The sequence below is a fragment of the Guptibacillus algicola genome, assembly GCF_020171805.1.
GTDB lineage: Bacteria > Bacillota > Bacilli > Bacillales > Guptibacillaceae > Guptibacillus > Guptibacillus algicola.
Window position 1 is genome coordinate 773,545 of record NZ_JAIVAF010000003.1, and the last position, 22,143, is coordinate 795,687.

30 protein-coding genes and 1 pseudogene are annotated in these 22,143 nt (G+C 40.5%); 22 read left to right on the top strand and 9 right to left on the bottom strand.

Features of this window, described 5'->3' with window-relative positions; all coding sequences use genetic code 11:
• Window positions 1-4 precede the first annotated feature (4 nt).
• Window positions 5-349 carry a cytochrome C oxidase subunit IV family protein gene (locus LCM09_RS11590; protein WP_224881779.1) on the top strand — a complete coding sequence of 115 codons (345 nt, stop codon included), beginning with the start codon at window positions 5-7 and terminating at the stop codon, window positions 347-349.
• 76 nt (window positions 350-425) lie between these two features.
• On the opposite strand, the gene ytvI is transcribed toward LCM09_RS11590, so the two are convergent.
• Window positions 426-1,484 carry a sporulation integral membrane protein YtvI gene (ytvI, locus tag LCM09_RS11595; protein ID WP_224881781.1) on the bottom strand — a complete coding sequence of 353 codons (1,059 nt, stop codon included), beginning with the start codon at window positions 1,482-1,484 and terminating at the stop codon, window positions 426-428.
• A gap of 155 nt (window positions 1,485-1,639) precedes the next feature.
• On the opposite strand from ytvI, the gene LCM09_RS11600 reads away from it, so the two are divergent.
• Window positions 1,640-2,002 (top strand): Asp23/Gls24 family envelope stress response protein, encoded by a 363-nt coding sequence (locus LCM09_RS11600; RefSeq protein ID WP_224881792.1) that lies wholly within the window; start codon window positions 1,640-1,642, stop codon window positions 2,000-2,002.
• A 60-nt stretch (window positions 2,003-2,062) separates the two neighbouring features.
• Here the strand turns inward: LCM09_RS11600 and safA are convergent, their stop codons facing one another.
• Window positions 2,063-2,698: a SafA/ExsA family spore coat assembly protein gene (gene safA / locus LCM09_RS11605; protein WP_224881802.1), complete on the bottom strand. Its 636-nt coding sequence runs from the start codon at window positions 2,696-2,698 to the stop codon at window positions 2,063-2,065.
• A 222-nt stretch (window positions 2,699-2,920) separates the two neighbouring features.
• On the opposite strand from safA, the pseudogene LCM09_RS11610 reads away from it, so the two are divergent.
• The 3 genes and pseudogenes from LCM09_RS11610 to LCM09_RS11620 all read left to right on the top strand — a co-directional run.
• Window positions 2,921-3,262 (top strand): annotated as a pseudogene (locus LCM09_RS11610) (YugN family protein); the annotation flags it as partial.
• A 21-nt stretch (window positions 3,263-3,283) separates the two neighbouring features.
• On the top strand, window positions 3,284-3,655 hold the full coding sequence (locus LCM09_RS11615) for a CBS domain-containing protein (protein WP_224882987.1): 372 nt from the start codon (window positions 3,284-3,286) through the stop codon (window positions 3,653-3,655).
• A 122-nt stretch (window positions 3,656-3,777) separates the two neighbouring features.
• The gene (locus LCM09_RS11620) at window positions 3,778-4,854 is read left to right on the top strand and encodes a CAP domain-containing protein (RefSeq protein ID WP_224881804.1); all 1,077 of its coding nucleotides are present in this window, start codon (window positions 3,778-3,780) and stop codon (window positions 4,852-4,854) included.
• On the opposite strand, the gene LCM09_RS11625 is transcribed toward LCM09_RS11620, so the two are convergent.
• Window positions 4,841-5,329 (bottom strand): PaaI family thioesterase, encoded by a 489-nt coding sequence (locus LCM09_RS11625; protein WP_224881806.1) that lies wholly within the window; start codon window positions 5,327-5,329, stop codon window positions 4,841-4,843. The two genes, LCM09_RS11620 and LCM09_RS11625, sit on opposite strands and share 14 nt — an antisense overlap.
• A 149-nt stretch (window positions 5,330-5,478) precedes the next feature.
• Here LCM09_RS11625 and ylbD point away from each other — a divergent pair, with 149 nt between their 5' ends.
• The 3 genes from ylbD to LCM09_RS11640 all read left to right on the top strand — a co-directional run bounded on the left by ylbD (window position 5,479) and on the right by LCM09_RS11640 (window position 6,585).
• Window positions 5,479-5,880: a YlbD family protein gene (gene ylbD, locus LCM09_RS11630; protein ID WP_224881808.1), complete on the top strand. Its 402-nt coding sequence runs from the start codon at window positions 5,479-5,481 to the stop codon at window positions 5,878-5,880.
• 11 nt (window positions 5,881-5,891) lie between these two features.
• Window positions 5,892-6,125, top strand: a complete 234-nt coding sequence (locus LCM09_RS11635; protein ID WP_224881810.1) for a YlbE-like family protein — start codon at window positions 5,892-5,894, stop codon at window positions 6,123-6,125.
• Between the two features lie 64 nt (window positions 6,126-6,189).
• The gene (locus LCM09_RS11640) at window positions 6,190-6,585 is read left to right on the top strand and encodes a hypothetical protein (protein ID WP_224881811.1); all 396 of its coding nucleotides are present in this window, start codon (window positions 6,190-6,192) and stop codon (window positions 6,583-6,585) included.
• Between the two features lie 43 nt (window positions 6,586-6,628).
• Here the strand turns inward: LCM09_RS11640 and LCM09_RS11645 are convergent, their stop codons facing one another.
• Complete coding sequence (locus LCM09_RS11645) at window positions 6,629-7,468, bottom strand: ATP-grasp domain-containing protein (RefSeq protein WP_263622916.1); 840 nt, start codon at window positions 7,466-7,468, stop codon at window positions 6,629-6,631.
• Window positions 7,469-7,599: 131 nt separating this feature from the next.
• Here LCM09_RS11645 and LCM09_RS11650 point away from each other — a divergent pair, with 131 nt between their 5' ends.
• A complete protein-coding gene (locus tag LCM09_RS11650) occupies window positions 7,600-8,040 on the top strand; it encodes a YlbF/YmcA family competence regulator (protein WP_224881813.1) in 441 nt (146 codons plus the stop codon).
• A gap of 22 nt (window positions 8,041-8,062) precedes the next feature.
• On the opposite strand, the gene LCM09_RS11655 is transcribed toward LCM09_RS11650, so the two are convergent.
• Window positions 8,063-8,383 (bottom strand): hypothetical protein, encoded by a 321-nt coding sequence (locus tag LCM09_RS11655; protein ID WP_224881814.1) that lies wholly within the window; start codon window positions 8,381-8,383, stop codon window positions 8,063-8,065.
• A gap of 122 nt (window positions 8,384-8,505) precedes the next feature.
• Here LCM09_RS11655 and LCM09_RS11660 point away from each other — a divergent pair, with 122 nt between their 5' ends.
• Complete coding sequence (locus LCM09_RS11660) at window positions 8,506-8,781, top strand: YlbG family protein (RefSeq protein ID WP_224881816.1); 276 nt, start codon at window positions 8,506-8,508, stop codon at window positions 8,779-8,781.
• A gap of 105 nt (window positions 8,782-8,886) precedes the next feature.
• The gene (locus LCM09_RS11665) at window positions 8,887-10,116 is read left to right on the top strand and encodes an MFS transporter (RefSeq protein ID WP_224881818.1); all 1,230 of its coding nucleotides are present in this window, start codon (window positions 8,887-8,889) and stop codon (window positions 10,114-10,116) included.
• A gap of 564 nt (window positions 10,117-10,680) precedes the next feature.
• On the opposite strand, the gene LCM09_RS11670 is transcribed toward LCM09_RS11665, so the two are convergent.
• On the bottom strand, window positions 10,681-11,067 hold the full coding sequence (locus LCM09_RS11670; protein WP_224881820.1) for a DUF7147 family protein: 387 nt from the start codon (window positions 11,065-11,067) through the stop codon (window positions 10,681-10,683).
• A gap of 111 nt (window positions 11,068-11,178) precedes the next feature.
• Between LCM09_RS11670 and LCM09_RS11675 the strand changes: the two genes are divergently transcribed.
• The 3 genes from LCM09_RS11675 (at window position 11,179) to coaD (ending at window position 12,834) form a co-directional block, all read left to right on the top strand.
• Window positions 11,179-11,499, top strand: a complete 321-nt coding sequence (locus LCM09_RS11675; RefSeq protein ID WP_224881822.1) for a hypothetical protein — start codon at window positions 11,179-11,181, stop codon at window positions 11,497-11,499.
• Window positions 11,500-11,758: 259 nt separating this feature from the next.
• A complete protein-coding gene (rsmD, locus tag LCM09_RS11680) occupies window positions 11,759-12,337 on the top strand; it encodes a 16S rRNA (guanine(966)-N(2))-methyltransferase RsmD (RefSeq protein WP_224881830.1) in 579 nt (192 codons plus the stop codon).
• A 2-nt stretch (window positions 12,338-12,339) separates the two neighbouring features.
• A complete protein-coding gene (coaD, locus tag LCM09_RS11685; RefSeq protein WP_224881834.1) occupies window positions 12,340-12,834 on the top strand; it encodes a pantetheine-phosphate adenylyltransferase in 495 nt (164 codons plus the stop codon).
• Between the two features lie 12 nt (window positions 12,835-12,846).
• Here coaD and ylbJ read toward each other — a convergent pair whose 3' ends face one another.
• A complete protein-coding gene (gene ylbJ / locus LCM09_RS11690) occupies window positions 12,847-14,064 on the bottom strand; it encodes a sporulation integral membrane protein YlbJ (protein ID WP_224881838.1) in 1,218 nt (405 codons plus the stop codon).
• Between the two features lie 146 nt (window positions 14,065-14,210).
• Between ylbJ and LCM09_RS11695 the strand changes: the two genes are divergently transcribed.
• Window positions 14,211-14,999 (top strand): patatin-like phospholipase family protein, encoded by a 789-nt coding sequence (locus LCM09_RS11695; protein ID WP_224881842.1) that lies wholly within the window; start codon window positions 14,211-14,213, stop codon window positions 14,997-14,999.
• A complete protein-coding gene (locus LCM09_RS11700; protein ID WP_224881843.1) occupies window positions 14,996-16,024 on the top strand; it encodes a SepM family pheromone-processing serine protease in 1,029 nt (342 codons plus the stop codon). The genes LCM09_RS11695 and LCM09_RS11700 overlap by 4 nt, the downstream gene beginning before the upstream one ends.
• A gap of 108 nt (window positions 16,025-16,132) precedes the next feature.
• Here the strand turns inward: LCM09_RS11700 and LCM09_RS11705 are convergent, their stop codons facing one another.
• Complete coding sequence (locus LCM09_RS11705; protein ID WP_224881845.1) at window positions 16,133-17,344, bottom strand: nucleotidyltransferase; 1,212 nt, start codon at window positions 17,342-17,344, stop codon at window positions 16,133-16,135.
• 186 nt (window positions 17,345-17,530) lie between these two features.
• On the opposite strand from LCM09_RS11705, the gene LCM09_RS11710 reads away from it, so the two are divergent.
• The 4 genes from LCM09_RS11710 to LCM09_RS11725 all read left to right on the top strand — a co-directional run bounded on the left by LCM09_RS11710 (window position 17,531) and on the right by LCM09_RS11725 (window position 19,802).
• Entirely contained in the window at window positions 17,531-18,064 is a 534-nt protein-coding gene (locus tag LCM09_RS11710) for a YceD family protein (RefSeq protein WP_224881846.1), read from the top strand.
• Between the two features lie 49 nt (window positions 18,065-18,113).
• Window positions 18,114-18,287: a 50S ribosomal protein L32 gene (gene rpmF / locus LCM09_RS11715; protein ID WP_048309912.1), complete on the top strand. Its 174-nt coding sequence runs from the start codon at window positions 18,114-18,116 to the stop codon at window positions 18,285-18,287.
• Between the two features lie 75 nt (window positions 18,288-18,362).
• Window positions 18,363-19,124 (top strand): enoyl-CoA hydratase/isomerase family protein, encoded by a 762-nt coding sequence (locus LCM09_RS11720; RefSeq protein WP_224881847.1) that lies wholly within the window; start codon window positions 18,363-18,365, stop codon window positions 19,122-19,124.
• 102 nt (window positions 19,125-19,226) lie between these two features.
• The gene (locus tag LCM09_RS11725; protein ID WP_224881848.1) at window positions 19,227-19,802 is read left to right on the top strand and encodes an RsfA family transcriptional regulator; all 576 of its coding nucleotides are present in this window, start codon (window positions 19,227-19,229) and stop codon (window positions 19,800-19,802) included.
• Window positions 19,803-19,831: 29 nt separating this feature from the next.
• Here LCM09_RS11725 and LCM09_RS11730 read toward each other — a convergent pair whose 3' ends face one another.
• Window positions 19,832-20,308: an N-acetyltransferase gene (locus tag LCM09_RS11730; RefSeq protein WP_224881850.1), complete on the bottom strand. Its 477-nt coding sequence runs from the start codon at window positions 20,306-20,308 to the stop codon at window positions 19,832-19,834.
• A gap of 219 nt (window positions 20,309-20,527) precedes the next feature.
• On the opposite strand from LCM09_RS11730, the gene LCM09_RS11735 reads away from it, so the two are divergent.
• The gene (locus LCM09_RS11735) at window positions 20,528-21,868 is read left to right on the top strand and encodes an acetyl-CoA carboxylase biotin carboxylase subunit (protein ID WP_224881851.1); all 1,341 of its coding nucleotides are present in this window, start codon (window positions 20,528-20,530) and stop codon (window positions 21,866-21,868) included.
• Between the two features lie 23 nt (window positions 21,869-21,891).
• Window positions 21,892-22,104, top strand: a complete 213-nt coding sequence (locus tag LCM09_RS11740) for a biotin/lipoyl-binding carrier protein (RefSeq protein WP_224881852.1) — start codon at window positions 21,892-21,894, stop codon at window positions 22,102-22,104.
• The last annotated feature ends 39 nt before the right edge of the window (window positions 22,105-22,143 follow it).

The following is a 22,143-nucleotide window of genomic DNA, read 5'->3' on the forward strand; positions in this document are numbered from 1 at the left end:
GTCAATGAGTACTCATGAAAGCACTGAACACGTTTCAGAACACGATCAGAGTCACCTTGATATTCACCATAAGATTGCTCATGAAAAGGAATTTAAACAGCAAATCGTATCGTTCGTCATGATGATTTTCATCACCATGCTTGCGTTCGTTGCTGTTGCGAGTGACGCGATTTCAGATGGATTTACAGTAATTTTCATTATGATTCTCGCTGGGATCCAATTAGTATTCCAACTTTATATGTTCATGCACTTAAGCCACAAAGGGCATCAGTACCCAGCATGGGGAATGTTCTTCGGAATATTCGTCGCAGGTACAGCAATTGTAGCGCTTATGGGAATGATCTGGTAAACAAAGAAAAGAAGTTGCTCTTCATGAGCAGCTTCTTTTTTTGCATAATAAAAAAACGCGGGAGCACCCCGCGTTTTTATAATTTGAAATTGATTTTGATGAGACCAGCTTCTCTAGCAGAGTTAAATGCGATGAGAATGATTGGTCCAATAATAAAGCCCATGATGCCAAGAAGCTTAAGACCTATATACATCGATATTAGAGTAGATAAGGGGGATAGACCAATATGTTGTCCCATGACCTTAGGTTCGACTGTACGACGTATAACAAGGAGAACGACGGCAAGGATCGCTAATTGACTGCCCATCGAAATATCACCTGAAATAAGGTAGTACAACGCCCATGGACCTAAGATTACAATCGATCCAATAATAGGGATAAAGTCGATTAGCCAGATGATGAATGCCATCAGAAGAGCAACCTTTGGTGCAATCATTAAAAGTCCGATTAAACTTACTACGAAAATAATAATACTCACTAAAAATTGAGCTTTAAAAAAGCCAAAAATCACATAAGACAAACGGCCTGTCATAAATTGAACTTTTTCTGCAGTTTGCTCAGAGAGGTATGAATATGCTTGTCTTTTTAGTCTTGGTAGTTCCATTAAAAATAAAAACAAAGCAATGAGATAGACAAGGATACTTACGAGATAGTTAGGTATTTCAGTTACGAAGATCGTAATGATTTTAAGATAATCGATACTGCTGATTTTTACTTTTAAGTTTTCGAGAAATTGTTCAATTTGATAAGTGAATTCTTGAACAAACTCGGGTGGAAAACTTTTTGATACGCTATACATGTTTGCTTCGATGCTCTCCCACATGTGAGTGATATTTTGTATGTACATAGGGGAGTTTTCAACGATCTCAATACCTTCTGTCACGACTTTTGTGATCAGGAAGTAACTCATAAGCGATATCAAAATCACGAACAGAGTAAAAACAATCGTAACTGGGAGATACCTCTTTAGTTTTGTTCGTTGCTTAATTAAGCGAACGGCTGGATCTAAAGCAAGTGCTGTAAAGAATGCTAGTAGTAAAGGAATCGATACAGGCAAGATCCAGAACGTAAATAAAGCAGCGATTGCAATAAATAATAAAATGAATAAGAAGCGTTTTGAGAGGAACTTTGGCAATCTTGTTCTCCTTTCTAGACCTACCATCTTACTTTATTATAGTATGTAAGGGTTCCTTTTACCAGTAAGAGGTATGAATTTTCATAGAGCATATTTTGATTTGTAGTCCTCATATAAATAGATAAGAGAAGAATACAAAGGGGGAAGTTTTCAACATGAAGAAACCCAGTTTGTACGGAACCCTCTCTATTTCCGAAACAGTCTTCGATTTCATCCTTGATGTAGTGGTATCTGAAATGGAAGGGATTGAACAAATTCAATCAAATGTAAAGCGTACGTTGAAACGTATTGTTGGTAAACGAAAATCGATGTATTCTGATGAAACGTTTGATGAGAATGAAGGGTTGACTCTCGGTGTTGAGATAGGAATCAAGTATGGGGAGTGTATTCCGCTAGTTTGTTATACTCTTCAAGAAAAAATTAAGCAAGAAGTCGAAATGATGACTGGCTTCCAAGTGAATGAAATTAATATTGTTGTGTCGACTCTCATTATGGAAGAAGAACAAGAAAGTATATAAAAAACCCCCCTTTCAAATACTGAGCTCTTGGAGCTAGTATATGATGAGGGGGGTGCTTTTTTATTTTGAGATAAACATCTGTGTCCAATAGTGCCCGTAAGAGCCGCCTGAAACATAACCTACACCGATGTGGGTGTATCCTTTATTTAAGATGTTTTTGCGGTGGCCTTCACTGTTCATCCACGCATTAACGACTTCTTGTGGAGTCGATTGTCCAGCAGCAATATTTTCACCTGCACTTCGATAAGAGACACCGAAGTTCTTTAACATTTGAAATGGTGAACCATATGTTGGTGACGTATGGGAGAAGTAATTTTTATCTCTCATATCTGCTGATTTATATCTAGCTACTCGTGCAACTTCCCAGTCCCATTTTAAAGGTGCTAAGCCATACTTAGAACGCTCCTGATTTGTTAAGTCCATCACTTGTTGCCCAACATCTTTCGATTCGTTGATCGATGGATTTCCAGTTGGAATATTTACTCTGTCACCTGGGTAAATAAGATCAGGGTTTTCAAAGTGTGGGTTAGCATTAATAATTTCACTCAAACCAATTTTGTAGCGAACTGAGATCTTCCAAAGTGTATCACCAGATTTAACCGTGTATGTAGTTTGACCAAAGGCCGTATCTGGTGTGAAAATCCCAGCAGCTAGGAAGAGTACGAGAAACACAGCTACTGATACATATCGTTTCATAATGTCATCTCCTTTCAATAGGTAGTGTGACCAGAATTAGGATAAATACCACAGATTATCACTAACTTTTTGAAAAAAATATTAAATGTACAAATACTATGGAGAGACTAATAAAGAATCTGGTATAATGCTTAGAGCTAGTAAACGTTGCACCAACACAGTCCGTTATACTATTATTAGAGTGTGGAAGGGTTGCGAACTATTAAAGGAGGCAAATATATAATGAAATTCGATAACACAGGACTTGAGTCCACTATCGTTCAGTTTTCCATTTTAGACCACATCATGCATGAAAACGGTTTAGTTCTTGCAGGACAGTGGGATTATGAACGAGTTACATACGATTATAAATTCGAAGATATGACAAACGGAGACGTTTATTATCTTAGAGTACCTGGAGTAGCTGTTGAGGGCGAAGTAGAGTCTGCTCATGCGATTATTAAGCTTGGGAAGCCTTACCTAGGAAAGCACTACTATCCTCATGGTGTAGAGTATGATGAAGAATTCCCCAAAAACATTTTGAACACATGCTACAAGAAACTCGATATGGTTCGTGATGAGCTAGGTTCTGCTCTTCAGAAAAGCATGGTATCCGTAGCGGAGGTTGCAAAGCATGTTACAGCATGTAAGCGTGAAGATAGCATGAATGAAGCAGCGTCTATCATGAAGAATGAACACGTTACGATCGTTCCAGTGTTAGACGATAGTGATCGCTTAATTGGAATTGTGACAGACCGTGCAATTGCAGTGAGTGGCATTGCGGATAAAGAGGGAAGCTCATCTAAGATTGAAGATGTAATGGAAAACCCTCCTATGACGCTTACACCAGAAATGAAGCCTGAGGAAGCTGCGAAAATCATGAATGATCATCGTCTAACTGAACTACCAGTTGTTGAAGATGAGAAATTTATTGGAATCGTATCGTACTTTAATCTTAAAGAATACATTAACTCATAAGCAGTTAGGAAGAGCCAGAGATGGCTCTTCTTTTTCGTTTAAGGGAAGCGACGGAATGCATTAACATTGCGAAACAGACGCCATTTGATGCATAATGATTACAATATATTGGAGGCGGTACGATGATTAAAAATGGTATTCGCATCGTATTATTGATCGTTATAGTCGTGGTCACGGTCGATGCTTATAACAAGATAGATTGGGATCGTGTTCTACCGAAAGTTGATCGGTTCATTACGGAAGAAAAGTTTGTTCTCGAAGAAACTGTTCCTGAGACTGGCGCAGAGAAGGACGTTAATGAGGAACCTATCGAACTTACTGGGGTAGAAACATGGATGGGAGAGAACGCATCTTCTCTTTCAGACGAGTTAGGAGAACCAGACCGAGTCGATCCTAGTGCCTATGGGTATGATTGGTGGATTTATGAACAGTCGAGTTCAGCATACCTTCAAGTAGGTGTGCAAGACGAGAAGGTTGTCACTGTGTTCTTTATGGGGGATATCAAAGCTTCAGGACACTATCCGATCGGTGAACAAGAAGAAACGGTATTTCAAGATCGTTCACCTACAGATGAAGTTTCTTTAAATGCAGCGGGTAGTGTGTATCGATTTCAATTAACGGAAGAAGAGAAATCGTTGAAGCCGCTTGTTAAAATTAGTGATGATCTCTATGCTCAATACTATTTTGATAAATTCAACGGCAAACTCGCAGCAGTTAGACTAGCGAATCCAGAAGTGCTTGCTACACAGCGACCATATGCCGTTTCTTATCGAGGTGAGTTACTCGAAACAGAAAGTTTATCAGATGAACAGTGGGAAGATGTCCAGCTCGCTAGAGAAAAACAGGTTTTTGCGATGACGAATGTCATTCGAAATCAGTTTGAAAAAGAGCCTCTCGGATACAATGATGCTGTTTCTGAAGTCGCCGTAAGACACAGTAAGGATATGCATGACAATGAGTATTTTTCACATACATCACCAACGAAAGGTGAATTATCAGACCGACTGAAAGAGGGAGATGTTCTCTATAGTTATGCTGGCGAAAATATCGCAGCAAGATATCCTGATGCAGGCGCTGCCATGATCGGTTGGTTAAATAGTAAAGGACACCGAGAAGCCCTGTTAAACAAAGATTTTACAGAGATCGGTGTCGGAGTGTTCCGAGAATACTATACGCAAAACTTTATCAAGCCTTTTTAGTAATGATCATGAACGTTCCAGTTGCTGTGGCAACTAGTTTTTGGTCGTCTCTATATACATTAGCCTCCACTACCCATCTTGTATCACTTTTTAATATGGCGGTTGAGAGGCACCTAAGTTCACTTCCTGTCCCGCTAGATAGGAAGTGAATTTTCATTTCGGACGTGACAGCAGCCTGTTGTTTGGGGAGGAACTGATGGACTAAAGAGCCCATAGCGATATCCATTAATGAAGCAGTGATACCGCCATGCGTGATGCCAAGAGGGTTGTGTACGAGCACTCGATTCGGAATGATGCTTTCATATGTATTTTCATTCATCAATCTACTACTAATTCCCATTAAAGCAGCTAGATAAGTTTTGTAATTGCCATTATGCTTCTCTTCAACACCCTCTAATAGAGAAAGCAATGCCTGTTTTGATTCATCGCTAGATTCTAAAAGCGTGGTAAGTTTCGATCGGAGTTGTTCATTCAATTTGTCCATCTGACATCCCTTTCTTTCCTGTTCTCATGTACTTACTCATCTTATCAATAATAATATATTACACCAATAAAATAGGCGCACATTTATGAAAAGTCTAATTATGATGTAGTAAGGCCGTGTAAGAAAGGGAGGGGACGAATATGCCTGAAGCAAAGAAAATGCCAAACCAAAAGGTTCAGGAATTCAAAACATTCGTCAAAGCGCATCCTCACGTATTAAAGAAGGTTAAAAGTGGTGATAAAACATTACAGGATCTTTTTGAGGAATGGGCATTGTTCGGTGAAGACGACGACATGTGGTTGGATTCTGATAGTGATGAAAAGACGGGATCTGAAGAAAAAACGACTGCAAAATCTGAGGGTACGATCGGTAATGTACTAAATATGATCAAAGGATTAAAATTTGATGAAGTTCAAAGAAACATCGAGCAATTTAGCGGTGCTGTCTATTCCATACAAGAAGTCCTTTCACAGTTTCAGTCGAAACCGAAGCAACCACCGTACATCCATCACCAATCTCCGTTTCCATTCAGACATGATTAGGAGGAACGTAAATGCGTGAAGAAGTGCAAGCATATCTTTCAACAAGACAGGATCTACTCTTTTTTATTCGAAATCAACCGGTTTGGTATAGAAGGTTAAGCAGAGAGCCCTATGCATTGAAAGAATGTGAACTCGCCTCAAAACAATTCTTTGGGCAAACTTTTCCGCAGAAGGTTGATCGGTTTCAAAATCAGTTAAATATGGTTAACACAATGTTAGCTTTAATGACCCAGCAAAATCAGTAGGGTCTTTTTTTTGTCATGAATTCACTTAAGTTGGGCACACTCTAAACAAAGGAGTGTGTTTCGATTGAAGTTTGTAATTCACTATGGAAGACATGCACTTTTCATATTGTTTATGATTCTTTGCTGTATACCAGTCGTCGGATTTGGTCAGTCGTATCAAGAACCCTCACAAAGTCATAAAGACTCAGAAACGGTTGTTGTTCATCATAAGGTGAAAGGTTCGAGTGTTTTTGTTGAATGCTTAATTCCAAACTTTACATTTGATGATCGGAAAGAGACTAGCGAGCATAAAGGCTATATCGATGTTTATGTAGACGGAAAGAAGCATCAAACCGAGCATAAGGCAGCTTTTATTCTACAAGATTTATCTGAAGGGAAGCATGTAATAAGATTGGATATAATGCGACCAGACGGAGGGCGTTACTTATCCTTAAAGGAGATGAGGGTAGAAATCAAATAAGCCTCACGTTAGAGGCTTATCGGTTGTTGAGAAAGATTGATTTTTATGAAATTTGTTTGAATGGGTTTGTAGGCGGAACTACAGGTGTAAATTGACTCTTCACATAATCATAGATGATGTTTTCTACACGGATTCCCTGCTGATTTAGAGCCTGGTTTCCAAATAAACAGTTAAATTCCAAGAAGTAAAACTTTCCGTTCGCCTCAACTAAATCAAATCCGGCATGATTGATACCGAGCGCTCTAGCTGTTTTTTCAACAAGTTGAAGTGCTTCAAGTGGAATGCTGTGGAATGCGAGTTTTCCACCTTGAGCAACGTTGTTGTGAAATGAATTTTCTCCAATGCGCCAATAGGCTGATACAACGGAATCACCTACAAAAACGACGCGGAGATCCTTTTCGATCGGCAAGTATTCTTGTACATACAATACTTCATTCTTTTCACAATACGAGAGAAAGTCATTTTTATTTTGTATTAAAAACACACCTTTCCCCATCGAATTCCGAGCTTCCTTTGCAACGAATGGGAACGGAAACGTGTCTAAAATTATTTCGATTGATTCATTTGATCGCCCTCTGATTTCTGTATATGGAGTGAGGTCAGGTGCGAGTGACCAGAATGCTCTCGTCATTTCGATTTTATCGAAGCCTAGTTGGATGGATTGGATGGAAGGGAAAATCTTTTTTTGCAATCCATAGACGAGGGAATTCACTTGCCAGTTTTCTGGGAATAACAAGACATCAGCAGCTCGAATGTCATCGATCTTTTTAAACATATGATCTGGCTTAACATAAGATATCCCTGGCATACCGAGCGTTCGAAAAGGATTAAATGTAAGAAGTTTCACTTGTTTTTTTTCTTCCTTTCTAAGATGAAAAAACATAAATCTAGAAGATTATAGAGTTTAATCCATTTTTAGTCAATAGCTAATAAAAGGAAACTTAGAAGGTATTTGTAATAGAGCACTGGTCATGCCCTTCCTATAGGTGGTAGAATGAAAGCGGAGGTGTAACGATGATTGCTACTCTTGATAGTGTAATGATTTTAGACCAGGCAGAAGACCTTGGTTTATCGATAAAAGATTCAGAAGTTGCCCACGAGTATAATGAAGCACGAAAAGCGCTTCAAAAAGATAAAGAGGCTCAGCGGTTGATCAAGCATTTTTCTGAGATGAAGGACCTTTACGATGAAGTTCAGCGTTTTGGAAGGTATCATCCAGATTATATGACGATTACAGTGAAGGTTAGAGAAGCGAAGCGCGATATGGACCTTCATGATAAGGTTGCTGAGTTTAAGAAAGCAGAAACAAACCTTGAGAACTTACTCGTTGAAGTGTGTACGCTTCTAGCTGGTGAAGTTTCTCCTTCCATAAAAGTCCCTTCAGGTAATCCGTTCTTCGACAATCAATCTTGTGGCGGCGGCTGCGGTTCAGGCGGCAGCTGCGGATGTGGCTAACCAGAGCATTTGCTCTGGTTTTTCAATTTCGAAAACGAATGCAGTCAGGACATAGGTTCCCGCAACAAAACATTTTTTCTTGAGGAACGAGAAAGCGAACGCGGTATACAAGCAAATTTCCGTCATTGCGAACAAATGAGTATTCCATCTGCAGACGCTTTCCACGCATCACTTTAGCTGCTAATAATTTGATTGAGTCTTCTATTGTTCCTTTGCTCACAGATGGGTTTGTTGTAATATATAGAAAAGGAATGCCTGTGATTGACTGCTTATATACAAATTGTATCGCTTCTTCGTTTGATAATAAGTCTAAAAATGATTCCCATGTTTCAGTAAGGTTCACACTATCGCATCCTTTCATATCCTTAGAATATCTAAATGAGCTTCATAATGTCCAATCTTGCGGATGTTCGTTATCCGTGCTAGATTTGAAACAAGAATTTAAAAGCAAAGGGGAAGCACGTTATGTTTGTAGAACGAGTTGGCTTAGCTGTTTATATTCAATCGCTAAAGCATGCGAAGCAATTAAGAAGGTTTGGGAATGTTCACTATGTTTCCTCAAAACAAAAATATGTCGTGCTCTACATAAACTACGATCAGCTAGAAAGCACGAAAGAACGTTTGCAGTCACTTCATTTCGTGAAGCGTGTAGAACCCTCAAAGCGACCTGAAGTACGTACTGAATATCAAAATGCAAAGCCAGATAAAGCAAAACAATATGATTATAAAATGGGTTTATAAAGAGTCATCCTATCCAGGATGGCTTTTTGTATGTGAATAAGAGCGTAAGTGTTGATTGTTTCGGATACCGAAGTTTATAATGGTCAAGTCAAAGGATGTGTATGCATGAATAATTGGAAACGCAACGTTTGGATTTTGTTCATTTGTCAATTCCTAGTCCTTGGCGCTATGACCATGATCATGCCCTTCCTGCCCCTTTACCTTCAGGAGCTCGGTGTGGAAGGTGAAAAGCAAATTAGTATATGGTCCGGCGTCATATTTGGTGCTAACTTTTTAACAGCTTTCTTATTTTCTCCTTTCTGGGGACGTGTGGCAGATCGACATGGACGTAAGCTAATGGTTTTACGTTCAGGATTCGGTATGGCAGTCGTCATTATTTTGACCGGATTTGCCACAGGTCCCCTTGAACTTCTTGGACTCAGACTATTGAATGGTGTGGTGTCAGGGTTTATCCCTGCGTCCATTGCACTCGTTGCTACGAATACCCCAAAACAACATGTTGGCTATGCACTTGGTACCCTTAACTCAGGGGCTGTAGCAGGTGCTATATGCGGGCCTCTCTTTGGAGGGCTTATGGCAGAAGCATTTGGTTTTCGGATGATTTTCAACGTAACTGGACTTTGTATCTTGTTAGCGGCTTTAGTTGTATTGTTCCTTGTAAAAGAAGAGACCAAACCAAATCCAAAAGCAAAAGTGGAAAGAAGTAACGCTATTAAAGATTTTAAACGAGTTACGGTTCATTCCCCGATGATGTCGTTATTCATCGTAGGCTTTCTCGTGCAATTTGCCCTCCTAGGTATGAATCCGCTAATTCCTTTATTCGTACAAAAGCTTGCGTCAGGTGAAAACGTTGCATTATTCGCAGGAATCGCCACATCTGTAATGGGAATTGCAAACATGGTTGCATCACCGAAGCTTGGAAAGATGGGAGATGTAAAGGGATCTCAACATGTGTTGTATTATTCCCTAATCGGAGCGGCAGTCTTCTCGATTCCACAAGCGTTCGTCCAAGAGTTATGGCAATTGATCGCCTTAAGGTTCCTGTTAGGTCTTTGTATAGGAGGCTTATTGCCTTCAGTCAATTCTCTCGTTAAACGCTTATCACCAGTAGGGATGGAGAGTCGAACATATAGCTTTTCGAATAGTGCTATTTATCTTGGAAACCTTCTAGGTCCCATTACAGGCGGTTGGATTGTCGCAGGATTTGGAACGAGAGGACTCTTCTTATTTGCTGGATTCATTTTATTAGTTAGCGTGGTCTACGTGAAACAAAAAGTGCTACCTATCTTAAATCGAAAACAACACGTCTATCAAACGAAGGAAATACCATCATAAAAAAGCAGAAACCTCTTCAGGTTTCTGCTCCAGGCTGTTGAGAAGGTCTAAGGAATCCGCCAACAAAAATAGTGGTGATTTACGCTCCAGGATGCTCGCTTTCCGCGGGGCGGGCGGTGAGCTTCCTCGTCGCACGCTCCTGCGGGATCTCACCTGTCCCGCATGTCCCGCAGGAGTCGAGCATCCTTCCGCTTCAATCTGCATTAATATGAGCCAAGAATAAACCACCTCAAAATGACGCGCTGAAAAGTTTGTTAGCGTAATAGGTCGGAAAGTTTAAATTTGATTGAATGTACTCTAGTAGGAGTGAATACCTCTTTACTCCCGTGGTCCAACGGGCGTTCAAGACTCAGAGTGGACGGTCTTTGTTCGCTTTGAGGCTTGGACGTTCGTCCACAGGAAAGCAAGAGGTATTTAAGCTCCTACGGCATTGGGAGCGTATCATCTAGATTACAACAAACTTACACAAAAAAAAGCACCCGCTAACGGGTGCTCAGCCTGTAGAGGAACTCCATGTTCCTCTACAGGCTTAAGCAGAAACCTCTTCAGGTTTCTGCTTTTTTATCATTGCATTGGTGGAATAAGATGATTTAGACGTAAGATGCCAATGATGTGGTTATAGTAAAGCTCAACTTCGTTAAAGTCACTTGATGGCTTTACTTCAAGAGGGATGATTGGAAGAGATAGTTCCTCACTAACTTCTTCAAACAACTGAAGTCGTTTTACTGAGGGCTCTTTATCAGGAATCCCTTCTCTACATACATAAAGTGGCTGAAGGTTTCCTTCGCCAGCAGTCTTTAATACGACGACGGGTGAGACAACAGGGAGCTCATTTTTCGTTGTATGTAATAACAAAAGACGGTGAACTCGATGTGAATTTGTTCTTGCAAGTTCGACTAGCTCATAAATATCAGAATAGCCTTCTCCAAGTTCTATGAAGCGTTGGATCATGTTTGTTGCTCCTTTCCTTGTCTTAGAAATCCTCTCATAATGTAGCACGAAATTTAAATGATGGAAAGGATGAAGCGTTTCCATTAAAATGAGAAGAAAGGAGGTTTTTCCATGGGATCGATTCTGCTCTTTGCGATCGTAATAGGGGGCATGCTCTATTTGTACTGGAAAGGTAGAAACTCTGAAGAGGAAACCATCGATAAAAACCTCATCCAAGGAATTATCATTGCTGATATTCTTGCAGCACTGGTCATTCATGGAGTGATAACAAGTGCAGAAGCAAATTTATTATCTAGTTCCTCTTTGTCGGAAGTAGAGGATTATGTGCTCACGAACTCAACGTTAACAAAAGAAGAATTTGGTGAGTGGATCCATCATGATTGGGATGGCATTCAGGCGATCGATATGCCGCTTGATTTAGACCCAGGTTGATGCCATAAAAATACCCGCAGGAAGATACTTCCTGCGGGTGCCTTAAACCTAATGGTTAAGGCAAATGGGAGAGGAGAAACCGGAGGAAGAACTTATGGGGAAACGTAAGTCTTCTCCGCGGTTGACAGCATCATTAACCTGGTAAGATGCTGCTATAGTTAGTATCGCCATCCACTATTCGTTTATACATTAATTTTAGCTTTCACTTTTTTTATGGTAGGATAGTTAGGAATATGGAAAGGATAAGGTTGTGAACGAGATGAGAATTATAGCAGGAACGTGTAAAGGTAGGCATATAAAGCCTGTTCCAGGCATGTCTACTAGACCAACAACAGATAAAGTTCGAGAAGCCATCTATAATATGGTGGGTCCTTTTTTTAAAGGTGGACGTGCGCTAGATTTATATGGTGGTAGTGGTGCTCTAGGTATTGAAGCGTTAAGCCGAGGAGTAGACTCGTGTATTTTTGTTGATCGTGATAGTAAAGCAATTGAAACCATCAAGTGGAATCTTGAACAAACAGGGTTCCAAGACTCAAGCGAAGTGTTTCGCAACGATTCGAAACGAGCTCTAAAAGCTCTGCTCAAGAGAGAGTTAACGTTCTCCCTCGTATTGCTCGATCCCCCTTATCATAAGGAGAAGATCGTTGAAGATCTTGAAAAGTTATCATCCTATGGGTTGCTTACTGAGGATGCGACAATCGTCGTCGAGCATCTTAAAGAAGTAGACTTGCCTGATGAACTAGCGAATTTAACATGTACTAGAAGAGAAACATACAGCGGAAAAACAACCATTTCAATATATACATATACACAGTCGGATGTTGAGAGGGAGGAATAGTCATGGGAAAGATTGCGGTATGTCCAGGTAGCTTTGATCCTGTAACGTTTGGACACCTTGATATTATTAAGAGAGGTGCCAGAGTATTCGATAATATTAAAGTCGTCGTTCTGAATAATCAGAGTAAATCAACATTATTTTCTGTAGAAGAGCGTGTTGAATTAATTAAAGAAGCTACGAAAGATATGGAGAACGTTACCGTTGATTCGTATCAAGGATTATTGATCGATTATGCAAAGCAAGTCGGAGCGTCTACTATTCTTCGTGGTCTCCGGGCAGTATCCGATTTTGAATATGAGATGAAGATTGCTTCGATCAATCGAAAACTTGAAGATGAAATCGAAACGTTCTTTATGATGACTAACAATCAATATTCATTCTTAAGCTCGAGCATCGTGAAGGAGATTGCAAAATACCATGCACCTGTTTCTGATCTTGTTCCTGAAATCGTGCAAGACGCGTTAAGAGAAAAGTATGCAGGATCCCCGTTAGAGTAACGGGGCTTTTTTCTACTGAAGTTGAATGCTCATCCTGCGTATTGAGAGAATGACGAACACGATAAGAGCAATTAATGTAAGCCATGGTCCAGTTTGTTCAAAAAATCCATATAGCTGGTCGATGATCGAAGTGGAGTTTTCTCTGTGGAAGACCGGTAATGTCTTTGTGCCTGAGGATAACCACTCTACGTATATTGGTTTCCAAAGCACGAGGGTTAAGACCATTGCGAATACCCCGTGCAATACCCGTGCAAAGAAAAAAGGTTTAAAACGAATATCCGTGTCCGCAAGAATACTAGCGACCTGTGCTTGAACCGAAAAGCCATTGAAGGCAAGGATGAAGCTTGCAATCATCGTTTGTTGTAATAAAAGTGCGCTGCTTTCACTGATCAGCCGACTCCCGAGTGTAATTTCAAACAACCCTGACAAAAGGGGAGTGGAGAGCGCTGGAGAAATGTGAAGGGCTATCAATATGACATTAACGATGCTTGCTACCATTCCTGTAAAACCAATTACACCTAAAAGTTCGTTAAGAACAGAAAACAATATGATAAATCCTCCGACCATTAATAACGTTTTGATTGATGAATGGACTGCGTCCCCCATCATTTTCCCAAAAGGGCGATCGTCGTATAAGCGGGTTTCATGCAAGGCTTTAAACGCTCTTGGTAATCTTCCGAGAGGCGAACGCTCATAGCTCTTTGTGAAGCGATCTTCAGAACGATGAAATCGCATAACCAAGCCAACAAGAATATTACCGATATAATGAGCTGCTGCAAGAATGATTCCTAGTGATGGATTGTGGAAAAACCCAACAGCTACTGCAGCAAAAATAAACAGAGGATTGGAACAGTTAGTAAAAGAAACGAGTCGTTCTCCCTCGATTGCAGTAATGTCATTGTTCTGTCTGAGGTGGGCTGTGTATTTTGCGCCTGCTGGGAAGCCTGAAGCGATGCCCATTGCCCAAACGAAAGCACCAGAACCTGGTACGCGAAAGAGAGGGCGCATAAACGGTTCGAGAAGTACACCGATAAAGCGAACAACGCCAATTCCAATCAACAGTTCAGAGATAATAAAAAAGGGTAATAATGAAGGAAAGACAATGTTCCACCACATGGAAAGACCACTTTTAGAAGCGTCTAGCGTATGTTCTGGTAACAAAATGATCGAGAATGCGATGATGGTCATTGAAGAAGCTAGAAATATTGTTTTAAGTACTTGTACGTTCACAGAAGCATTCCCCCCAAAGTAATGGCCATCATGACGAGTCGCATATGTATAAACGAGAAATAAAACCTGTCCGCTAGTTAAAATATACGTATTTGTGGAACAATTAGACCATATGATTAAGCAGGTATAGACGGGAGGATCTCAGGATGAACCGTCCAAAAGTTGGATTGGCTCTTGGTTCAGGGGGAGCAAGAGGTTTTGCACATCTTGGCGTAATCAAAGTACTTGTAGAACATGACGTTCCAATCGATTATATAGCAGGGAGTAGTATGGGGTCACTCGTAGGTGCTATTTATGGTTCGGGACATAAAGTAGAGACGATGGAGAAGATGGCTTCCCTTTTTAAAAGGAAGTACTACCTCGATTTTACTGTACCAAAAATGGGTTTTATAACTGGAAATAAAGTGAAGAATCTCATAAGAACGTTAACGCACGGAAAACAGCTTGAAGACTTGCAGCCACCACTCGCGGTGGTAACGACCGATTTGATTAAAGGGGAAAAAGTCGTGTATCGGACTGGTTCGATTGCTGAAGCTGTTCGAGCGAGTATTGCAATTCCTGGAATTTTCACACCAGAGAAAATCGGAGATCGATTGCTTGTCGATGGAGGGGTGATCGACAGAGTTCCTGTTTCTGTCGCAAGAGAGATGGGGGCAGATCTTGTAATTGCTGTTGATGTTTCTGATGTGAAGAAGGAATCCGACGTAACGTCAATCTTTGATGTGATCATGCAGAGCATCGATATCATGCAAAACGAGATGGTTCGACTTCATGAAATCAATGCTGATGTGATGATCAAACCTCGTCTTGAATCGTTTCATTCGCGTTCGTTCACAAACATACAGGACATTATCAAAACTGGAGAGGAAGAAGCTTTTCGCCACCTCGATGAGATTCATGCAGCGGTGAAAGAGTGGAAGGAGAAAAATAAATGAACCGGACTACCAAGAGATTTACAATTGTTTGGGCTGTGATCATTACATTAGTTGCAGCATTTACGTTTATCGATTTGCCGTACTATGTAACGACGCCAGGGGAAGCTAGAGAGCTTGATGATGTCATCAAGGTTGATGGAGGCTCTCCTGACGAAGGAGAATTTATGCTCACTACTGTAAGAGTCGGAGAAGCAAATATCATACAGTATGTATGGGCAAAGTTTAATCAATATCATGAACTGATATCTGAAGACATGATCAAACGAGAAGGAGAGTCTGATGAGGAATACCATGAACGTCAACTCGAAGTAATGGCGGGCTCACAGACGGATGCAACGATCGTCGCTTATCAGGCAGCAGATAAGTCGATTACGATCGATCATAAGGGAGTACTCGTTACAGGAGTCGTAGAAGGTATGCCTGCAGAAGGGAAACTGAAGCCAGGCGACTTGATTACGGGGGTAGATGGGAATAATATTGAAAAGACACAACAGTTGTTAGACCTCCTTGGTGAATACACCGAATCAGATAAAGTGGTCATTACGTTTAAACGGGGTGACGAACAACAAGAAATCGAACTAGGATTCTCAGAATTTCCTGAGCGCTTTAATACAGAAGACGGAAAAGTAGGTATTGGGATCACAGGCCCGGTAACAGCGAAAACGATCAAAACCGAGCCATCGGTCGATATTAACACTGATCAAATCGGTGGTCCTTCAGCGGGACTGATGTTCTCTCTTGAAATATACAATCAACTTACAGAAGAAGATTGGACAAAAGGTTACAAAATCGCTGGGACAGGGACGATCACAGAAGAAGGTGAAGTAGGGCCGATTGGCGGAATTCAACAGAAAGTTGTTGCAGCAGATGGCTCTGGTGCCGACATATTCTTCGCCCCTGTAGCTCATTCGAATTATGAAGATGCCCTTGAAGCAGCTGAAGACATCAAGACTAAGATGAAAGTCGTACCGGTAGAAACCTTTAAGGACGCATCTGACTATTTAAAACAGTTAGAAGAAAAGTAGTGAATAAAGCCTGTTGATGGTAACTTTCATTGCAAGAGTGAATTATCATGAATAGAAAAACCTGTCGAGACGTCTCGACAGGTTTTCTTATCTCTTACACGGCAGGCATTATAAAATAATCGGAGATGTTTGATATTCCTTTTTGAGGAACTCCTCTTTTGCTTCTCCTTCAAAGCCTAACGCGTATACTTCGCTGACCCTTTTTTCAATTGAGAGGAAGGGGTGATCAAACTGGTTTACGTTTGCAACAAGTGGAACTGTAAGTGAGGATTTTATTTTATTCAAATATTTTCTCCCTCCACTAGACATCCCAAGTAGTCTAAGGTATGGCGCTTCAGACCCTTCTAAAGCTGGTCTCATTTCGTCTTTTCGTGTATTTGTTAAGATATGTAGTGCAAATCGTTGTAACCTTGTCCATGTGTATCGTTTCGTTTTGATCGCTTCCATAAAGGTTAGGAAATCATTGGAATGCTTCGCTGCTGAAACAAGACGGTTTTCAAGCCCTTCCTCTGCTTCGTAGATCGCTTTTAATTCACTCTGTGAACTCGTTACGAGTTTGTATTGTAAGAGCGGGTATAATCTGTGCCACCCATGGAATGTCGAATGCGATTGATAGAAGTGTTTTAGCTCATTGAACGTAGGATCAGGGACATAGGATTTTACGCTTTTAGGCTCATCATTCACAAGCTTTTTTCGTATAGCTGTAGCGCTCGCGATTTTTTTGTCTTGAAAGTCTTCATCATGGTATCCAGCTTTTGTACGTAAGATGGTTTGGGCTTCCATAGGTGAGCGCAGTTCATCGATTGCTTTCACATATTGGTAGCCAAGGATATTATTTGGGAGCGATAAATCGAGAACGTCTTCATGGTCTTGTAGTGACTGAAAGGCGAGCGAAGCAGATTTTGGATAGCTATTTCCTTCGTTCATGTAGAGTTGAATCTGGTCATTATACCGTTTTTCGTTTTCTTTGATGAAAGCCATCGTTTTTCTGAAATCTTCGATACGTCCGGCTTCACTTCCGAAGCAAAGTTCATCCACTCCCATTTCACTTAACAAGGATACAGCACCTTTGGCAAAAATTTCAGCTTTTTGGGTAGAGTATACGTATGGAAGTTCTATAACGATATCGACCCCATTTTGAAGTGCCATCGAAGTTCTACTCCACTTATCGACTAGAGCAGGTTCCCCTCTCTGTAGAAAGGATCCGCTCATAACCGCAACAACAATATCTGCCCCCGTTGCTTTCTTCGTTTCTTCTAAATGGTACAGATGCCCGTTATGAAAGGGGTTGTATTCGACAACTACACCCGCTGTTTTCATAATAAAGCTCCTTTCATCAGTAATAGAAAAGGATCATAGTTGTATGAGTTGAATTCCAGCTTTTTTCTCTGGTATGATTAACATTATACCATGATTGGGTTTCACACAAAGTGGTGTAAAGAAAAAATATTGACATTTACGTATTTTGTAGCTATAATACTTTTGTTGCCTTGAGGTGATAGACAGATGAAATGGTCAGTAGATCAGTTGAAGTCCTTCAAACAGAAGGGGCTTACAATTGACGAGTTAGTTAATGTAGAGGAACTAAAGAATGAAGAAACACAGATTCGAGAAATTACGCCCGTACACGTTACCGGTGAAACATCTTTTCATGGTAATAAGGTTACCTTTCATCTTACCCTAAAAGGCAAGATGGTCCTTCCGTGTGCGAATACGCTCGAAGATGTTGATTTCCCTTTCGTACTTCATCCATTGGAAACTTTTGTGCTCGAACCGAACACATCTGGAGTCGATTTTGAAGAAGAAGATGAAGAAATTCATCAAGTTTCGGGAAATACGGTTGACTTAGTTCCGTATATTAAGGAAAATATACTTTTGGAGATTCCTATCCGTGTTGTTAAACACAGTTCGGAATCTGATGAAATGCAAAACAAATCCGGCAAAGGATGGGAAGTTGTCACGCACGAGGAAACGGAAGAAAAGATTGATCCTCGTCTGGCCGGTTTAGCTGATCTCTTTAATGAAAAGAACGATAAATAGACCGGACAACTTTCAACGCACGATTTAACTTTTTAAGGAGGTGGAAACGATGGCAGTACCAGCTAGAAGAACTTCTAAAACACGTAAAAACAAGCGTCGTACTCATTATAAACTTGAAGTACCAGGAATGGTGAAATGCCCTAACTGTGGCGAATTCAAACTTTCTCACCGTGTATGTAAAGAGTGTGGGAATTATAAAGGTGAAAACGTTGTAAGCAAGTAAGCTTTCAACACGCTTGGAACAGAGAGAGTAATCTCTCTGTTTTTTTTATACCTTATTTCAGGAGTGAGGAGAGAAATGACGAGTCTTCTTTATGAAAAGAAAAACCGTGCTGCTATGTTAACAATTAATCGTCCTAATCAAAGGAATGCGATTAATTATGATGTTATGGATGAATTCAGACATGCGATTAAGACTGCTGAGGAGGATCCATCAGTCTCTTATATCGTCATAACAGGAAGTGGAGACCGTGCATTTTGTGGTGGAGGCGACCTAGCTTCTTTTCACCATCTTCGTACGAAAGAAGAAGCGTATCCGATGCTAAGGAAAATGGGAAGCGTTCTTGAACAGGTGTTTTTCTGTAAGAAGCCCACTGTAGCGTTGTTGAACGGACATGCAGTCGGTGGAGGATGTGAATTATCTGTCGCTTGTGACTATCGAATCGCACGAAGAGGAATTAAAATGGGCTTTATCCAAGGGTCGATCGGAATTACCACTGGTTGGGGTGGAACGGTTTACGCCATGGAAAGAATGGGTTCAACGAAAGCGATGGAGATGCTCATGAGTGGCAAGCGATACACTCCAGAGGAAGCGTACCCGCTTGGATTCCTAACATACATATTACAAGAAGATCAGTGGGAAGAAGAAGCTGAGAGAGTCATTCGAACGCTTCTACCACATTCCTCCACCATCTTACAGACATATAAGAAACATTGGTTAGATTCGCTAGATCAATCGATGATTTCAGAACGGATTGAGAGAGAAATTCTTTCATGTTCTGAACTCTGGGAGTCTGAGGAACATCATAAAGCAGTAGAAAAATTCCTAAACAAACGATAGCCCCCGACTAATAAATTAGAAAAATTATAGATTCTAAAATTCTACTATATCTATCAGACGCATAAGATGACTGTAAAAAGTTTATTTTAGGGGGGATTGCGTTTGGTACCCATTCGTCAAGATGCATGGTCAAAGGATGAAGATGTATTACTAGCTGAGGTTGTTTTACGACATATTCGTGAAGCAAGTACACAGCTGGCTGCGTTTGAGGAGGTAGGTAAGAAATTATCTAGAACTCCCGCGGCATGTGGATTCAGGTGGAACTCACTAATTCGTAAGCAATATGAGTCTGCGATCGTTCTTGCAAAAAAGCAGCGTAAAGAACAAAAGAGATCGGGATTTTATAACGAAAAAGTAAGAGAGAGCCACGAGGTGGAAGACCAAGACAACATTGCAATGATCGATGAAGCGATACAAATTCTTGTCCAAGCAAAGTCTTGCATTTCGAATGTGAGTGAATTAGAAGAATCGTATAAAGAGATTCTTTTGGAAAACGAACAGTTAAAGCAGCAGCTTTTGCAGATTGAAAAAGAGTACGTCATGGTTCAAGAGGATTATCAGTCTCTTCTCGAAATCATGGAACGAGCAAGAAAGATGGTTGTGTTCAAAGATGAAGACCAGGGCAACATCCGTTTTCAAATGGATTCAAATGGAAACCTCGAGAAAGTAAAAAAATAGGAACAGCCAACTAGGGCTGTTCCTATTTTTTATACATCCTGTTCAGAAACTCCTTCTGGATACCAAACATAAGGATTTTCTCCGCGATCACGTTCTGGGTTGTATGTGACAGCCTCGAAGCCCATCTTCTCCCAAAATTGACTTGAACCCTGTCTTGCATTTGTTTTCACAGGAAGATTAAATGTTTTCGCGAAGTTCACAAGCGTTGAACCATAATCGCGATCATGATACTGAGGTAAGACTTCTAGTTTCCAAAGCTCCAAGTAATCCTGGGGTGGATCAAAATATCTGTCATATTTCTCATCGATCCGATACAAACTCATTCTAGCAACGAGCTTGTCACCAAAATAAATCCCGTAGAATGGTGATTCACTATCATTCTCAATAATGTTATCCTGCAAGTCTTCCATCATAGAAAGCTCTTGAATGCCATACTCTTTAAACTTCTTAAACTCTTCTAGAGTTTTGTAATTGATTACAAGTGGTCGTACTGTCAAATCTACCATCGTTGGCCCCCTCCGTCATAGTTACAAATTCCTCTCTTTTTCTAAAAGAAAAGGTTCCTTTCCTAATTATAACCGAAAACACAAAACTTTTCTTCATTTCAAAAAACAAAATATAAAAGGAATTATTTGAATATTTGTTGAAACGTGACGGTCAATTAATGATATGATTAATGTAAGGGTTTTCAACCTGTATTTTGTGCTCTGAAAGGAGAGGTATTGTTGAAGAAAGTATTGATAGCGAACCGCGGCGAAATTGCGGAACGAATTATTCGAACATGCAGCAGACTTGGAATTGAAACGGTCGCTGTGTACTCCAGTGCTGATAAAGATATGCCGTATGTAAGGTTAGCGACACATGCGCATGGAATAGGAGATCCTCCTGCAGCAAAATCATATTTGAATCAAGATGAAATTATACGAGTTGCATTAGAAGAGAAGGTAGATGCGATTCATCCAGGATATGGCTTCTTATCCGAAAATGCATCATTTGCGAGGAAAATAGCAGAAAAGGGTTTAACGTTTATTGGTCCTTCTGCAGATGTTGTAGAAGCGATGGGAGATAAAATCACTGCAAGGAAAACGATGATAGAAGCAGATGTGCCTGTAGTACCGGGCAGCACTGAGATCGAAGATGTAGAAAAGGCGATCGCCTATGCGAATGAAGTGGGTTACCCTGTTATGCTAAAAGCTGCCGCAGGCGGTGGTGGGATTGGGATGCAACGGTGTGAGAATGATCATGATTTAGAAAAAGCATTCTCTTCAAGTCAAAACCGCGCGAAGGCTTACTTCGGAAACGGTGCGATGTTCGTAGAGAAGTTTATTGATAACGCTCGTCACATCGAAGTACAAATCATCGGAGATCATCACGGCAATATCGTTCATCTCTATGAAAGAGATTGCTCAATTCAGCGTAGAAACCAGAAAGTCGTCGAAGAAACACCGTCCCCGTTCATCTCTGCAAATACGCGTAACTTGATTGGTGAAGCAGCGACAAAAGCTGCTAAACATGTCAATTACACGAATGCAGGTACAGTTGAGTTCGTTATGGACGAAGACGAGAATTTTTATTTTCTTGAAATGAACACAAGACTACAGGTTGAACATCCCATTACAGAAGAGACAAACGGTGTAGATCTTGTTGAATGGCAATTGTTGATTGCCGATGGCAGAGCGCTCCCGCTTACACAAGAGGAAATTTCTCCAGAGGGACATAGTATTGAGTTCCGTTTATACGCTGAAGACCCAAATACATTCATGCCTTCGCCAGGAAAGATAGAGTCGCTTGTATTTCCAGATGTAAAAGGAATTAGGATTGACGGTGGCTATGAGAGTGGTTCAGCGGTTTCTCCATTCTACGATCCTATGATTGCGAAAATCATTGCCACAGGTTCAACTCGAAAGGAATCATTAGAGATCGCAAGAACGTTCTTTAGTAAATTTCAATTAACAGGTATTAAACATAACGGACCTTTGTTCGAAGATCTGTTACAAGAATCTGACTTTCAGAATGGTCAGTATACGACAGCTTACTTATCGAAGAAACTTGCTCACAAAAAATAACTTACAAAAGGGGTATGACAACAATGAATGAAATCAAATCATCTATGGCAGGAACAGTATTGAACGTAATGGTATCAGAAGGAGACTCTGTTACATCTGGACAAGAGCTTGTGATGCTTGAATCGATGAAAATGGAAATACCTGTAGAGGGCACTGAAGAAGGAACAGTAGCAGAAGTGAAAGTAACGATTGGTGATTTCGTTAATGAAGGCGATGTCCTCGTAACGATCAAGTAAGTTTATTCGCTGAACGAGCGCTCAATCTAAAGAACTAAA

Excerpts from the sequence above, each read along its gene's own strand:
- LCM09_RS11590 (WP_224881779.1), top strand. The coding sequence starts at position 5 with ATGAGTACTCATGAAAGCACTGAACACGTTTCAGAACACGATCAGAGT.
- LCM09_RS11600 (WP_224881792.1), top strand. The coding sequence starts at position 1,640 with ATGAAGAAACCCAGTTTGTACGGAACCCTCTCTATTTCCGAAACAGTC.
- safA (WP_224881802.1), bottom strand. The coding sequence starts at position 2,698 with ATGAAACGATATGTATCAGTAGCTGTGTTTCTCGTACTCTTCCTAGCT.
- LCM09_RS11615 (WP_224882987.1), top strand. The coding sequence starts at position 3,284 with ATGGTATCCGTAGCGGAGGTTGCAAAGCATGTTACAGCATGTAAGCGT.
- LCM09_RS11620 (WP_224881804.1), top strand. The coding sequence starts at position 3,778 with ATGATTAAAAATGGTATTCGCATCGTATTATTGATCGTTATAGTCGTG.
- ylbD (WP_224881808.1), top strand. The coding sequence starts at position 5,479 with ATGCCTGAAGCAAAGAAAATGCCAAACCAAAAGGTTCAGGAATTCAAA.
- LCM09_RS11635 (WP_224881810.1), top strand. The coding sequence starts at position 5,892 with ATGCGTGAAGAAGTGCAAGCATATCTTTCAACAAGACAGGATCTACTC.
- LCM09_RS11645 (WP_263622916.1), bottom strand. The coding sequence starts at position 7,468 with ATGTTTTTTCATCTTAGAAAGGAAGAAAAAAAACAAGTGAAACTTCTT.
- LCM09_RS11650 (WP_224881813.1), top strand. The coding sequence starts at position 7,600 with ATGATTGCTACTCTTGATAGTGTAATGATTTTAGACCAGGCAGAAGAC.
- LCM09_RS11660 (WP_224881816.1), top strand. The coding sequence starts at position 8,506 with ATGTTTGTAGAACGAGTTGGCTTAGCTGTTTATATTCAATCGCTAAAG.
- LCM09_RS11665 (WP_224881818.1), top strand. The coding sequence starts at position 8,887 with ATGAATAATTGGAAACGCAACGTTTGGATTTTGTTCATTTGTCAATTC.
- LCM09_RS11670 (WP_224881820.1), bottom strand. The coding sequence starts at position 11,067 with ATGATCCAACGCTTCATAGAACTTGGAGAAGGCTATTCTGATATTTAT.
- LCM09_RS11675 (WP_224881822.1), top strand. The coding sequence starts at position 11,179 with ATGGGATCGATTCTGCTCTTTGCGATCGTAATAGGGGGCATGCTCTAT.
- rsmD (WP_224881830.1), top strand. The coding sequence starts at position 11,759 with ATGAGAATTATAGCAGGAACGTGTAAAGGTAGGCATATAAAGCCTGTT.
- coaD (WP_224881834.1), top strand. The coding sequence starts at position 12,340 with ATGGGAAAGATTGCGGTATGTCCAGGTAGCTTTGATCCTGTAACGTTT.
- LCM09_RS11695 (WP_224881842.1), top strand. The coding sequence starts at position 14,211 with ATGAACCGTCCAAAAGTTGGATTGGCTCTTGGTTCAGGGGGAGCAAGA.
- LCM09_RS11700 (WP_224881843.1), top strand. The coding sequence starts at position 14,996 with ATGAACCGGACTACCAAGAGATTTACAATTGTTTGGGCTGTGATCATT.
- LCM09_RS11705 (WP_224881845.1), bottom strand. The coding sequence starts at position 17,344 with ATGAAAACAGCGGGTGTAGTTGTCGAATACAACCCCTTTCATAACGGG.
- LCM09_RS11710 (WP_224881846.1), top strand. The coding sequence starts at position 17,531 with ATGAAATGGTCAGTAGATCAGTTGAAGTCCTTCAAACAGAAGGGGCTT.
- rpmF (WP_048309912.1), top strand. The coding sequence starts at position 18,114 with ATGGCAGTACCAGCTAGAAGAACTTCTAAAACACGTAAAAACAAGCGT.
- LCM09_RS11720 (WP_224881847.1), top strand. The coding sequence starts at position 18,363 with ATGACGAGTCTTCTTTATGAAAAGAAAAACCGTGCTGCTATGTTAACA.
- LCM09_RS11730 (WP_224881850.1), bottom strand. The coding sequence starts at position 20,308 with ATGGTAGATTTGACAGTACGACCACTTGTAATCAATTACAAAACTCTA.
- LCM09_RS11740 (WP_224881852.1), top strand. The coding sequence starts at position 21,892 with ATGAATGAAATCAAATCATCTATGGCAGGAACAGTATTGAACGTAATG.